Source organism: Paenibacillus canaveralius, assembly GCF_047238265.1.
Classification (GTDB): Bacteria; Bacillota; Bacilli; order Paenibacillales; family NBRC-103111; genus Paenibacillus_F.
Genome location: NZ_JBDFMM010000001.1, coordinates 4,969,551 through 4,984,385, shown reverse-complemented (window position 1 = coordinate 4,984,385; position 14,835 = coordinate 4,969,551). Strand labels below are relative to the sequence as shown.

Below are 14,835 nucleotides of genomic sequence, written 5' to 3'. Positions count from 1 at the left end.
ATATATAATGATCAAGATTATACTAGGAGGCGGACCATGGATATCCAAAAAACACATGAATTGATTGTCGTTTTAGACTTCGGCGGGCAGTACAACCAGCTGATCGCCAGACGCATTCGCGACCTTGGCGTTTACAGCGAATTGCTCCCTTACAATACTTCGGCGGACAAGATTCGCGAACTGAACCCGAAAGGGATTGTATTCTCGGGCGGACCGGTCAGCGTATACGGCGAAGGTTCTCCGGTCGTAGACCCCGGTGTCTATGATCTCGGTATTCCGATTATGGGCATTTGCTACGGCATGCAGATGATCGCGCACCAGTTGAACGGTAAAGTAGAGCGCGCCGTTACGCGCGAATACGGTAAATCCGAAGTTGAATTCCAGTCTCACAGCCGTCTTGCGAAGAACCTGGATTCGAAGCAAGTGGTTTGGATGAGCCACGGCGACCACGTCTGCGATCTGCCGGAAGGCTTCGTTCTTGACGCAAGTACGGAAACTTGTCCGATCGCGGCGATGAGCCACCCGGACAAAAACATCGTGGCCGTACAGTTCCACCCGGAAGTCCGTCACTCGGCGCAGGGTAACGAAATGATCCGCAACTTCATCTTCGACATTTGCGGCTGTACGGGCGACTGGAGCATGGAAAGCTTTATCGAAGACACGATCCGCGATATCCGCGAACAAGTCGGCGACCGTAAAGTGCTGTGCGCACTCAGCGGCGGCGTAGATTCCTCCGTTGTAGCCATTCTGATCCACAAAGCGATCGGCGATCAACTGACCTGCATGTTCATCGACCACGGCCTGCTCCGTAAGGACGAAGCCGAGAGCGTCATGGAGACTTTTGTAGGCAAATTCGATATGCATGTTGTCAAAATCGACGCTCGCGACCGTTTCCTCGGCAAACTGGCCGGAGTAAGCGATCCGGAGCAAAAGCGTAAAATTATCGGCAACGAGTTTATCCGCGTCTTCGAAGAAGAATCCGCACAATTGGGCGACTTCGCATTCCTCGCTCAAGGTACGCTGTACACGGATATTGTCGAGAGCGGCACGGCAACGGCTCACACAATCAAATCTCACCACAACGTAGGCGGACTTCCCGAAGACATGAAGTTCCAGCTTGTCGAGCCTCTTAAGGCGCTCTTCAAGGACGAAGTGCGTAAAGTCGGCGAAGAATGCGGCCTTCCGGGCGCCATCGTATGGCGTCAGCCGTTCCCGGGCCCGGGTCTTGCGATCCGTGTTCTCGGCGAAGTAACGGAAGAGAAGCTGAAAATCGTCCGCGATTCCGACGCGATCCTCCGCGAAGAAATTGCCAAAGCCGGTCTCGACCGCGAGATCTGGCAGTACTTCACGGCTCTTCCTAACATGAAGAGCGTGGGTGTTATGGGCGATGCCCGGACATATTCTTACACAGTAGGCATCCGTGCCGTTACATCTATCGATGGTATGACGGCCGACTGGGCGCGTATTCCTTGGGACGTTCTGGAGAAAATCTCCGTACGGATCGTCAACGAAGTCGATAACGTCAACCGTATCGTCTATGACGTAACCTCGAAACCGCCTGCAACGATCGAGTGGGAATAGTTTAAAAAGATCAAGGCCGGACCCTTCCGAAAGGGCTCCGGTCTTTTTTGTCGGCTTTGTCCGCGTCATCTCACATGGAAAAAATCCCGAACATTAACTCTTTTTTGCCAGTTAAATATTCGTTATTCCGTATTGACAAGATCGGATTCGCTTACTAGAATGAAGAGGAATGACAAAATTGAATGCTTTTCGTATAATTCCGGGGATTGGCCCGGAAGTTTCTACGAGGTCACCGTAATGATCTGGCTACGAAAAGAACGTGCAGCCCAGCGGCCTTTGGCGCCTCTTTTTGAAATGGACGATCGCGAATTTGCTCCGGCAGATTAGGGAAGTTTATTTCCAAAGGAAGTGACCGATGACCGTGGGAGCCGCTCTTTCTTGCAACCGGCCCAGGTGATAAAACGTCGCCCGGGCTTTTTGTTGTTCTCATCCAATTTAAGGGGGATTTCGTTGCAATGGATCGTTTTTTTAGATTAAAGGAAAACGGCTCTAACGTACGGACCGAAATTATGGCGGGCATCACCACGTTTATGGCTATGGCTTACGTGCTGGTTATTAATCCGAACATCCTGACCGCTTTCGGCAAAACAGGCATGGAGTGGTATCCCGTGTTTCTCGCGACGGCTCTGGCCGCCGGTATTTTTACCATCGCCATGGGTCTGTTCGTGAACTTTCCGGTCGCTCTGGCGCCGGGTATGGGACTTAACGCGTACTTTGCGACTGTCGTGGTATCCACCGCTTCCACCAACAACCCGATTACTTGGCAGATGGCTCTGACCGCCGTCTTTATTTCGGGGATTATTTTTATCATTCTGACCATTACGAGACTGCGGCAGATGCTGCTCGTCGCGATTCCGGACGGAATCAAGCACGCGATAACCGTGGGTATCGGTCTTTTTATCACCATCGTGGGGTTGAAAAACACCGGTCTCATGACAATTGCGGCTGAAACCGTTAATGATATTCCGAAAGGCCAGTTTACTCCGCTTAAGAGCTTCGAAACCGTTATTGAGCTTGGCAGCTTTAAAAGCCCGGACGTGATCATGGCTTTGATCGGCCTCGTCCTGATTTCCATTCTGATGGTGCTCCGTGTACGCGGTGCGATTTTGTTCGGTATTTTGGGCACGACGATTATCGCTCTTCTCATGGGATACGTTGACCTTAGCTCGCTGAACAATCCGCAAACGCCTTGGATTCCGGACCTTGGCCAGCTTAACTTCTGGGAGTTTGATTTTGCCGGTATTATGGGCGTCGGCATCGTATCGGTTATCGTGACCTTTACCTTCGTCGAAATGTTCGACACGTTCGGTACGCTTGTAGGTACGGCTAACCGTGCGGGTATCATGAAAAACAAAGAAGAAGGCAACAAGCGCGTCGGTAAAGCGATGTTCGTCGATGCTTTTGCAGTGAGCGGCGGCGCCATGCTGGGTACCAGCACCGTAACCGCTTATGTGGAAAGCTCCGCCGGTGTAGCGGAAGGCGGCCGTACCGGTCTTACTTCGCTCACGACGGGTATCCTGTTCATTCTCGCTCTGTTCTTTGCGCCGATTATCGCTCTGATTCCGGGTTCCGCGACAGGCGCTGCCCTGATCGTCGTAGGCGTTCTGATGATGCAGGCGGTGCGTGACATCGACTTCCAGGATCTCGTAATCGGGATTCCGGCGTTCCTGACCATCACGTTCATGCCTTTCACTTACAGCATTGCCAACGGTATTTCTCTCGGCATCGTCGGTTATGTCATTCTTGCGGTTATTTCTCAGATGAGCAGCCGCGTTGAAAAGAAACACAGCATTCACTGGCTCATGTGGATCTTGTTCGTTCTTGTTATCGCGCGCTACGTGTTTATAGGCGTGAGCGGTTAAAAGGCTGCAAAGCAGCAGACCGGCCTCGGATTTAAATCCGACAGGCCGGTTTTTTTATAGACAATAATTTGATTATATTTTCACTATTTCCAAATTTTTATAAATCGTATATACTTGGTTTTGTGCCTTTGTTTTTCCTCATCCCCCTCCCGTTCGCCCCTCCCATTTCCTTTCTTTTTCATCTCTTTATCTCTTTTTTATGGTTGTACAAGCTGAAGCTGTTTATTTACTGTCCATTGGCTCTTTATGTTTGTTTGCTGTGCCTAATTTTATTATTTACTGTTGCCAAGGGGGTTTTTACATGGTTTTTTGGAAAAAAAGCAAAAGCAGTTGGGGCGCCGCCATCTTTTTAGGAACAGCCGCTCTATTTCCGCATGATGCAAAAGCTGTTGGCCTTCCCGACGAGCCAGCCGCGGCTGTGCAGACAGGGTCTTTTAGCGATGTAGGGGGACACTGGGCGGAAAAGGTCATCCGCCAGGCAGCCGGGCTTGACCTGGTACAAGGCTACAGCGATGGAACCTTTCATCCGGATGGGAAAATTACGCGTGCCGAATTCGCGGCTATGCTGAACCGTGCTACAAAACAGAAAGCAGATGGAGTAGAGGCCGAAAGCACACTCCCGGGTTTACAAAACCACTGGAGCCAGAAGGAGGTTACTAAGCTAGCGGCTATCGGTTTTATCGACCGGAACGATTACAGGGATGGCTTTTCACCTGACCGGGAGTTGACGCGCTATGAAATGATCAAATGGATCTCATCAGGGCTCGTCCAATCTGAGCCAAGCTTCAAACAGGCATTGGAAGACTCGGAGGGAACCCTGCTGCCGACACCCGAAACCTACAAAGGAGGTATTTCCGGCGAGCAGATTCCTTACGTGGCCCTTGTAAAAGGCACCGGCATCGTGGACGGTTTTGAAGACGGCACGTTCCGGCTTGCACAAGCGACTACAAGGGCGGAAGTTTCCGCCATTTTGTTGCGTTTTATGGAGGTGGAGGGCAGCAAAGCCGAACAATACAAGGCTCTTAACGAGCTGAGGGAGGTTGGAGTTACAGGGTCGAATGTACTTTCGATAACAAAATATTTGTACTCTAAGAATTTTAATAATGAGGAAGCAAGCTTCGATAAAATCAAGAATAAAGAGATAACTCTTAAAAATAATATCGCAAAAATGAAAGTTAAAAGAATTATATTTATTGATACAATCGACACAAAAGCTTCAGGTGTTTACGCTCAAATGTTCTTAGATCAAGTTGAAAAATACCAATACAATAGATACATTGCTGTTTCTGAAATTTCAGTTATTTCAAATTTAGATAAAATTGATCCTAACACACTAGCAAATGGTATGGGAAATGGAATTACGTCTGCTACCCGATTAAGCGATGCTTCAGCTACACGATACGGAGTGCCAACGATCCCCTTAGCATCTGCTGCATTTTTCAAAAAAGGAGTTGAAAACTCAGTTTGGGTCATTCAAACAATGCCAAAAATACCGCCCAATAATAGAGAATACATATCATATAGTATAACTACAGATTCCGGCGATAACGGTGGGATAATTCTAAGAAAATAATATAAACTTAAGGAGTGGTTTTATATTCTTCAAAGAATATTATTAGCTATATCTAGCTTACTATTATTAACTCTGACAAGTTCATACTACAACGTGAAAGCTGTTATTCAACCGCCACCTAAAATGCAAAAATCGAGTCCCAAAACTATATATTCAGAACCACGAATAGCTACTCCTGGAGTGTACTGGTATCAATTGGATTCAGGGGGGTTTAGAGTAGATTATTCCGGTGGTCAAAATGATGTAGGTTGGAATGGAGATTGTTACAATCCGAGACCAGCGTATACTAAAATACCTGATGATGTTAATCTTTCTAAATGGGCGGCCCAGATATGGAAAGACGAAAGTGGGAGGATTGTTAAAGCCGAAAACATTGCTAAAGTACATTTAGATAGTGTTGAGTATGAACCGAGTGATTCATACGACCCCGCTAATATAAAGCCGGATATAACTGGTAATGAAACGGCGCTCATTAGAACCAATACTGGAGGCAACAAAATTCCCACATATCTTGAAGAATTTATGAAAAGACCGAATGGTTGTCCCAAAATGATTGTTGAGTATGATACTCCTGTAATGATCACCTGGGCAGGAGACATCTACGAAGAAAAAGAAATCACCGTAACACCAGACTCGACCATCTCCGTCGGCCAAAAAATTCAACTTCAGGCAAACGTCAAAACCAAAGACTGGGGAGCAAGCGACTGGGGGAAGGAATACGACGTAGCTGCCCGAACAACCGAAACCACGTGGCAATCCGAAGACGAAACTATCGCCACAGTGAACGCTTCCGGTCAAGTTCAAGGCAAAAAAGCCGGGAAAGTCAAGGTAAGAGCCACTTGGGATAACGGCGATTACCGCATTTCGGACAATGCTGAAATTACCGTTACGACAGATCCGGGACTTGTGATCAATTTCCCTCAACCCGATTTTTGCACCTCCGACTCCTCTCCACAGCAAGCGGAAGCCGTGCTGACTAAGCCTGACGGCTCCTCATGGCCCCTTCAAAAACACGATAGACTAACTTGGACCAGCTCCAATCCCTCCATTGCAACCATTGACCAATCGGGCAAAATCACCCTGAAAGCAGCAGTAGGAACCACGCAAATAACCGCGCATTTTAAAGATGATCTTCAGCATCTGGACGAGAAAAAAACGGCTACGCTGACGGTAAAAGATTGCGGTTCTTCCGGTGGAGGAAACCCGGGTACGGGTAGTCCCCAGCCTCCCGGTGGAACTAATGGGTGCAGCCCGGTAATCAATCCGCCTTCCAAAGGCGCATCACAAAGCGGCGCCTCCATGAATCCTCAAGCAAGCGGCATGATTCGTGCCGACAAGCGCGGTGCCGAAACTTTTAATATCCTCGAAGGTATCCCCACTTCCGAAAGCCTCTACGCGAACGCGTTCAGTCTCCAGTACCTTTTTCAAAACAAATTCACCAATATGACCGGAGAGGTTACCTACAACGTCCCCGTCACCAAAACGTATGTATGGACCATCCCCGTACCTCCGCCCGGCCTGCCGATCCCCATGAGCCAAACCGTTACTCAAACGATGACCGTCAAGCGTCCTTACGGCTACTGGCAAATCGATAATTTAGAAGTTTACCGGCCCAAGGAAGTACAATTCAGCAACTATGCGCTTGGCGGATATGGCGGTTCGGTTACCCTGGACGCTAAAAATTACACCCCTCCTGTAATAACAAGCATAAATAAAGACGACGTTTCCGCACACGTACAACCCTCGAACTGTAATTCGGTTAACTTGGGTACCGGCGGAGGTCCGCCTATGAACGAAACCGGCTTGTTTCAAGCTTCTGCGGAAGCTGCGGTCGGCGCTAACAAAGTCAGTAATGATCATTTGGTGTTTAACGGTGTTACGCTTATGGACAACCGGATTCACGACGCCGCGGCTCCACTGCCCAAGCCTGTTCCGGAGCCTGCCAGGTTAGGTGCCGATACTTTTTACGGGACGGGTTATATGATCAGCAAATCACTGGCCAACCGGCAAAACCAGCCCACATCCGGAACAATCGCTTACACGCTTCTGCCGGGAAACGTTAAAGGAGGAGCGGACAAAACCTTCGATATCCCGGGCATCAATCCCGTTACGGTTCATACGCCGGTCATTATGGTCCCTTCGGTTTCCGACGATCAGGCGCATAATCAGAAAACGTCTCCCGCCCACGACCGTTCCGCGCTGATCCTTGACCGTCCCTTTAGTGTAACCATACCCACAACCGGTCCGCACCGCGGCATACCGGGTTACGGAGTTCGAGATTACGCCAAGTACACCAGACAGAAACAAGTGTGGTTCCCTTTTGACACTTACGACGCATCTATGAAATTCATACCAAAGCACACGTGGATCGACATACCGGTAGGACAGTTGTCGTCCACCTTCTATATGCCGGTATGGGTAGACGAAGGTCCTTACAGTGTTCTTTTCCGCTCTATAGCAGAAAATGCTCCCGCCTCGTTTGCGACAGAACCGCAGGCTAACCTGGTCTTGACCAATCATGTTGCCACAGATACGGTTCCGGTTGATGTGATCGGGCGACTTTATGATTTTAAAGTGACGGACATTGCCGACTACAATTGGGAAAGCGTGTTTCGTACGACTAGAGGCAGTGCGGCGCACACCGGAACGAACTATTGGATAGGGGCAAAAGGAATCGACGGTCAACCCCGGCCCACGGGCTATCCCTTCATTCTCCCGATACATCCGGGAAGCCATCCCGAAGCGGGATATAAAAACATAGCGGTAAAAACAGGCTATCACATCAAGTTTGACCTCAAGACCAAAGGCAATATGTTCGGCCCGGACGATGGTTTGAGGATTACACCGGCTTTTTATTTCATTTCTAATGAAGGAGGCAAAAGACAACCCGTTGATTTGTATTATCATACTGAGAATCAACCTTTTGTCCGTATCGGTTCCCGGCAGGATCAGGAAAAGCGTTTTGTTGTTTTAAGCGACAGACTTCGCAACGTGAGTACGAAAGAGCTTGAGCAGACGGCAGGCTATCTTTTCGATCAGGCTCCGGGTTCCTTCGCGAACCGGGCGGCATTTACGGCCGAATATTTAAAGAAAGCGGCTAAACCGGCCTGGGTCGGAACCTATCATTGGCTCGTTTTATCCCGACAGGTGCGGACTTTTATTGGAGAGAATCAGAGTATTCCGGCCGGAGTGGACAAAGCCCGGGTCCTCGCTTCCGATCAAAAATGGTACGGGGAGTACAGCCTGCCCGCGGCGGTGTATGCCGTACAGCAAGGAACCGACCTGGCCGCTTATGGCCGGAAGCAAACACTTGACGACCGATCACCGATCTTTCTGCGAAACGGCTACATCGTCGTGAACTTCAATATTGAAAGCATTCGTGCGGGCGATGTTAATCGGCCTTATCTGCAATATATCCATGCTCCCTTGAGCAACCAATGGCAGATGGAGGGAGGGGTTCGGAGTGTGACTGACGCCAAGGGCCATGCATTCCCGGTGACGGATGGAGACGTTGTTTTCTACCATGGTGATCTTTCTAGCTATGATGATTTCGGTTCTAACGGTACTCATTAGCATTAAGGGCATCCGCTCAAATGTTAAGAAAGCAAGCGGAATAGGGAAGAGTCTAATCACGGCTCTTTCCGAATTCCACAAAATGGTTGTTGCAAAAGACTTTGAATGCTGGTAAAGTTACTTCTTGCCGGCAACAACGAAACACGCCGCGCAAAAAGAAATTTAAAAAAAGCTTGCATAACTGAGCGCGACTGTGTTATAGTATAAAAGTTGTCGCTGAGACAAGCGTTAACAACGAAGACTGCAAGGTCTTACAAATTGTCCTTTGAAAACTGAACAACGAGTGATTGAAGCGTCTCAGTAATGAGACATTAAAATGAGAAGAAATTCTCGTCAGCAACGAATGTTTGAGCTTAATCAGCTTGAGATAAACCGCTGGCCTTACGGCTAGCACAACTTTATCGGAGAGTTTGATCCTGGCTCAGGACGAACGCTGGCGGCGTGCCTAATACATGCAAGTCGAGCGGACTTGAAGAGAAGCTTGCTTCTCCGATGGTTAGCGGCGGACGGGTGAGTAACACGTAGGCAACCTGCCTGTAAGATCGGGATAACTACCGGAAACGGTAGCTAAGACCGGATAACCGGTTTCTCCGCATGGAGAGACTGTGAAACACGGAGCAATCTGTGGCTTACGGATGGGCCTGCGGCGCATTAGCTAGTTGGTGAGGTAACGGCTCACCAAGGCGACGATGCGTAGCCGACCTGAGAGGGTGAACGGCCACACTGGGACTGAGACACGGCCCAGACTCCTACGGGAGGCAGCAGTAGGGAATCTTCCGCAATGGACGAAAGTCTGACGGAGCAACGCCGCGTGAGTGATGAAGGTTTTCGGATCGTAAAGCTCTGTTGCCAGGGAAGAACGCCAAGGAGAGTAACTGCTCTTTGGGTGACGGTACCTGAGAAGAAAGCCCCGGCTAACTACGTGCCAGCAGCCGCGGTAATACGTAGGGGGCAAGCGTTGTCCGGAATTATTGGGCGTAAAGCGCGCGCAGGCGGTTTTTTAAGTCTGGTGTTTAATCCCGAGGCTCAACCTCGGTTCGCACCGGAAACTGGGAGACTGGAGTGCAGGAGAGGAAAGTGGAATTCCACGTGTAGCGGTGAAATGCGTAGAGATGTGGAGGAACACCAGTGGCGAAGGCGACTTTCTGGCCTGTAACTGACGCTGAGGCGCGAAAGCGTGGGGAGCAAACAGGATTAGATACCCTGGTAGTCCACGCCGTAAACGATGCATGCTAGGTGTTAGGGGTTTCGATACCCTTGGTGCCGAAGTTAACACAGTAAGCATGCCGCCTGGGGAGTACGCTCGCAAGAGTGAAACTCAAAGGAATTGACGGGGACCCGCACAAGCAGTGGAGTATGTGGTTTAATTCGAAGCAACGCGAAGAACCTTACCAGGTCTTGACATCCCTCTGACCGGCTTAGAGATAAGCCTTTCCTTCGGGACAGAGGTGACAGGTGGTGCATGGTTGTCGTCAGCTCGTGTCGTGAGATGTTGGGTTAAGTCCCGCAACGAGCGCAACCCTTGAACTTAGTTGCCAGCAGGTAGAGCTGGGCACTCTAAGTTGACTGCCGGTGACAAACCGGAGGAAGGCGGGGATGACGTCAAATCATCATGCCCCTTATGACCTGGGCTACACACGTACTACAATGGCCGGTACAACGGGAAGCGAAGGAGCGATCCGGAGCCAATCCTAGAAAAGCCGGTCTCAGTTCGGATTGCAGGCTGCAACTCGCCTGCATGAAGTCGGAATTGCTAGTAATCGCGGATCAGCATGCCGCGGTGAATACGTTCCCGGGTCTTGTACACACCGCCCGTCACACCACGAGAGTTTACAACACCCGAAGTCGGTGAGGTAACCGCAAGGGGCCAGCCGCCGAAGGTGGGGTAGATGATTGGGGTGAAGTCGTAACAAGGTAGCCGTATCGGAAGGTGCGGCTGGATCACCTCCTTTCTATGGAGACTCGGGTCCTGCAACGGACCCAGTCAAGAAGGCAGTGCCTTCAACCTTCAATCACTCGTTGTCAGTTTTGAAAGGAGAATTTGCTTCTCTTTTCAACCGTTGATCCTTGAAAACTAGATAGCGAAACATGTAACTAGAATCATCCAAAACCTTGATGGTTTGATGCAAAGCGAAGTTGTATGGCGCATGAGCGATTTGGCAAGCTTGCTTGCTAGCGCGAATTCGGCATATAACGGAGCGACTGGTCAAGCTAATAAGGGCACACGGAGGATGCCTAGGCGCTAGGAGCCGAAGAAGGACGTGGCGAACGACGAAATGCCTCGGGGAGCCGTAAGCAGGCTTTGATCCGGGGATGTCCGAATGGGGGAACCCAGCTGTGGTAATGCGCAGTTACCATGCAGTGAATACATAGCTGCATTGGAGGCACACCCAGGGAACTGAAACATCTAAGTACCTGGAGGAAAAGAAAACAATAGTGATTCCGTCAGTAGCGGCGAGCGAACGCGGATTAGCCCAAACCAGGGAGCTTGCTCCTTGGGGTTGTAGGACGTCAACATGGCAAAAGTTCATTAGGTGAAGTGATCTGGAAAGGTCCGCTGCAAAAGGTAACAGCCCTGTAGCCGAAAGTGAACGTATGCCTAGACGGATCCTGAGTACGGCGGGACACGTGAAACCCCGTCGGAATCCGGCAGGACCATCTGCCAAGGCTAAATACTCCCTAGCGACCGATAGTGAAGCAGTACCGTGAGGGAAAGGTGAAAAGCACCCCGGGAGGGGAGTGAAAAAGAACCTGAAACCGTGTGCCTACAAGAAGTCAGAGCCCGTTAACGGGTGATGGCGTGCCTTTTGTAGAATGAACCGGCGAGTTACGTTTGCATGCGAGGTTAAGCTGAAAAGGCGGAGCCGCAGCGAAAGCGAGTCTGAATAGGGCGACTATAGTATGCAGGCGTAGACCCGAAACCGTGTGATCTACCCCTGTCCAGGGTGAAGGTGCGGTAACACGCACTGGAGGCCCGAACCCACGAATGTTGAAAAATTCGGGGATGAGGTGGGGGTAGCGGAGAAATTCCAATCGAACTCGGAGATAGCTGGTTCTCCCCGAAATAGCTTTAGGGCTAGCCTCGGGGGATGTGTCGTGGAGGTAAAGCACTGATTGGGTGCGGGGCCCGCCAAGGGTTACCAAGTCCAGTCAAACTCTGAATGCCACAGACATTACCCCGGGAGTCAGACAGTGAGTGCTAAGATCCATTGTCAAGAGGGAAACAGCCCAGATCATCAGCTAAGGTCCCCAAGTGTGTGTTAAGTGGGAAAGGATGTGGAGTTGCACAGACAACCAGGATGTTGGCTTAGAAGCAGCCACCATTTAAAGAGTGCGTAATAGCTCACTGGTCGAGTGACTCTGCGCCGAAAATGTAACGGGGCTAAACACACCACCGAAGCTATGACTTGCACCTTGCGTGCATGGGTAGGGGAGCGTTCTGTACGGAGTGAAGGTAGATCGTGAGGACTGCTGGACTGTACAGAAGTGAGAATGCCGGTATGAGTAACGAAAAGATCAGTGAGAATCTGATCCGCCGAAAGCCTAAGGGTTCCTGAGGAAGGTTCGTCCGCTCAGGGTAAGTCGGGACCTAAGGCGAGGCCGAAAGGCGTAGTCGAAGGACAACAGGTTGAAATTCCTGTACCACCGTAAGCCGTTATGAGCAATGGAGTGACGCAGCAGGGTAGGGACGCGGACTGATGGATGTCCGTCCAAGCAGTGAGGCTGATGTGTAGGCAAATCCGCACATCATAAGGCTGGGCTGTGATGGGGAGCGAAAATTACAGTAGCGAAGGTCTTGATCTCACACTGCCGAGAAAAGCTTCTAGCCAGGCGAAGGTGCCCGTACCGCAAACCGACACAGGTGGGCGAGAAGAGAATTCTAAGGCGCGCGGAAGAACTCTCGTTAAGGAACTCGGCAAAATGACCCCGTAACTTCGGGAGAAGGGGTGCCCCGGTAGTGTGAATAGCACGAGGGGGCCGCAGTGAAAAGGCCCAAGCGACTGTTTAGCAAAAACACAGGTCTATGCGAAGCCGCAAGGCGAAGTATATGGGCTGACGCCTGCCCGGTGCTGGAAGGTTAAGGGGAGCGGTTAGGGCTAGCCCGAAGCTGTGAACCGAAGCCCCAGTAAACGGCGGCCGTAACTATAACGGTCCTAAGGTAGCGAAATTCCTTGTCAGGTAAATTCTGACCCGCACGAATGGCGTAACGACTTGGGCGCTGTCTCAACGAGAGATCCGGTGAAATTTTAATACCTGTGAAGATGCAGGTTACCCGCGACAAGACGGAAAGACCCCATGGAGCTTTACTGCAGCTTGATATTGGACTTTGGTACGATCTGTACAGGATAGGTGGGAGCCTTTGAAGCCTGAGCGCCAGCTTGGGTGGAGGCGCCGTTGGGATACCACCCTGATCGTATCGGAGTTCTAACCTACTACCGTAATCCGGTAGAGGGACCGTGTCAGGTGGGCAGTTTGACTGGGGCGGTCGCCTCCTAAAGAGTAACGGAGGCGCCCCAAGGTTCCCTCAGAATGGTTGGAAATCATTCGAAGAGTGCAAAGGCATAAGGGAGCTTGACTGCGAGACATACAGGTCGAGCAGGGACGAAAGTCGGGCTTAGTGATCCGGTGGTACCGCATGGAAGGGCCATCGCTCAACGGATAAAAGCTACCCTGGGGATAACAGGCTTATCTCCCCCAAGAGTCCACATCGACGGGGAGGTTTGGCACCTCGATGTCGGCTCATCGCATCCTGGGGCTGAAGTAGGTCCCAAGGGTTGGGCTGTTCGCCCATTAAAGCGGTACGCGAGCTGGGTTCAGAACGTCGTGAGACAGTTCGGTCCCTATCTGTCGCGGGCGCAGGAAATTTGAGAGGAGCTGTCCTTAGTACGAGAGGACCGGGATGGACGTACCGCTGGTGTACCAGTTGTCTCGCCAGAGGCATCGCTGGGTAGCTATGTACGGAAGGGATAAGCGCTGAAAGCATCTAAGCGTGAAGCCCCCCTCAAGATGAGATTTCCCAGTATGTAAGACCCCTTGAAGACGACGAGGTAGATAGGTTGGAGGTGGAAGCACAGCAATGTGTGGAGCTGACCAATACTAATCGGTCGAGGGCTTGACCACGAGGCACTTACGACAGTAAAAGCCGCATCACAAGCATACCCAGTGTATGCACCACAAGATCTTTGGATGGATCGACTGCACGTTTCGCTGCTAGTTTTCAGGGAGCAACCCTGATGTGTCTGACAAGACACCTGTTTGGTGACGATGGCGGAAGGGAACCACGCGTACCCATCCCGAACACGACCGTTAAGCCTTCCAGCGCCGATGGTACTTGGACCGAAGGGTCCTGGGAGAGTAGGACGTTGCCAAGCACGTAAGAGTCCTTTTGAACGTAACCGTTCAAAAGGACTCTTTTTGTTTAGGTTTTGTTTTTTTACATATTAAGAACTTACAATCTATAGAGTATGTCAAATCTAAAGAGTGTCATGATAGAGCGTACTGAGCAGGCGCATCACGCATGGCGCACGCATCCGCGAGCCCCTGCTCTTGTGTACGGAGTGCTGTGGATGACCTCCGTCATGGGACAAGGGCATCGCACGCTGGAGCTTCGCGCACGGTGATGAAGCACAGAGAGTACAGGCCTGCTTGTAGGTGCGCTGAACTGGCCAGAGCCTGGTGGACCGAACCGACAGCGAGCGAATTGTTGAACGGAGTCGAAAAGGAATAAGAAATTGTTCTCGAAAGACCGAAATCTTATAAAAAATCGTAAATTTAAGAGCGAGCACAGGTAAGTTTTTGGGTTAATCCGGGATTACTCGGCGCTGCAGGAGGATAAATAAGCGTGCTTTTTTATTAAACTGTTTAAGAAAAGCGTTTTTGAACAGGCTTTCGGAAGGCTTTTGAGAACAGAAAGCGAACTTTACTTCTTTTTCATGATTTGAATGTTCGTTATTTCGTTTGACAGGCAAAAAGGTAACTGGTACACTAGAGGAGCGACAATACCTGACAAAACACGTAAATATAATTGTTTACAATCTCGTATAATCATCGGGGATATGGCCCGAAAGTTTCTACCCAAAAGCCGTAAATTTTTGGACTACGAGAGCGAAGCGAGGGGATCCCGGAAGGGGGTGCCTTATGTTTGTGTCTCTTGCAGTCCGGCAGATAGAAGTGAAGTATCTATCTCTGGGCTTTTTTTGCGTCCGGGGATGGAAAGCAGAGCTTGGGGCTTTCTATTTAAAGAGG

General features: G+C 50.4%; 4 protein-coding genes, 3 rRNA genes and 2 riboswitches. All 7 genes read left to right on the top strand.

Annotated elements, in window-relative coordinates; genetic code table 11:
* Positions 1–36 precede the first annotated feature (36 nt).
* Positions 37–1,581, top strand: coding sequence for a glutamine-hydrolyzing GMP synthase (gene guaA / locus ABC395_RS22460; RefSeq protein ID WP_374755404.1), 1,545 nt, complete (start codon positions 37–39; stop codon positions 1,579–1,581).
* Between the two features lie 169 nt (positions 1,582–1,750).
* Positions 1,751–1,850, top strand: a riboswitch (purine riboswitch).
* A 186-nt stretch (positions 1,851–2,036) separates the two neighbouring features.
* On the top strand, positions 2,037–3,443 hold the full coding sequence (locus ABC395_RS22455; RefSeq protein WP_413006057.1) for an NCS2 family permease: 1,407 nt from the start codon (positions 2,037–2,039) through the stop codon (positions 3,441–3,443).
* A 301-nt stretch (positions 3,444–3,744) separates the two neighbouring features.
* Positions 3,745–5,016 carry an S-layer homology domain-containing protein gene (locus ABC395_RS22450; protein WP_413006056.1) on the top strand — a complete coding sequence of 424 codons (1,272 nt, stop codon included), beginning with the start codon at positions 3,745–3,747 and terminating at the stop codon, positions 5,014–5,016.
* Positions 5,017–5,211: 195 nt separating this feature from the next.
* Positions 5,212–8,589, top strand: coding sequence for a DUF5704 domain-containing protein (locus tag ABC395_RS22445; protein ID WP_413006055.1), 3,378 nt, complete (start codon positions 5,212–5,214; stop codon positions 8,587–8,589).
* A gap of 398 nt (positions 8,590–8,987) precedes the next feature.
* A 16S ribosomal RNA gene (locus tag ABC395_RS22440) occupies positions 8,988–10,541 on the top strand.
* A gap of 252 nt (positions 10,542–10,793) precedes the next feature.
* Positions 10,794–13,710: ribosomal RNA gene (locus ABC395_RS22435) — 23S ribosomal RNA — on the top strand.
* A gap of 134 nt (positions 13,711–13,844) precedes the next feature.
* A 5S ribosomal RNA gene (rrf, locus tag ABC395_RS22430) occupies positions 13,845–13,961 on the top strand.
* The 16S, 23S and 5S rRNA genes sit together here, the layout of an rRNA operon.
* Before the next feature lie 645 nt (positions 13,962–14,606).
* Positions 14,607–14,709, top strand: a riboswitch (purine riboswitch).
* Positions 14,710–14,835: the final 126 nt, after the last annotated feature.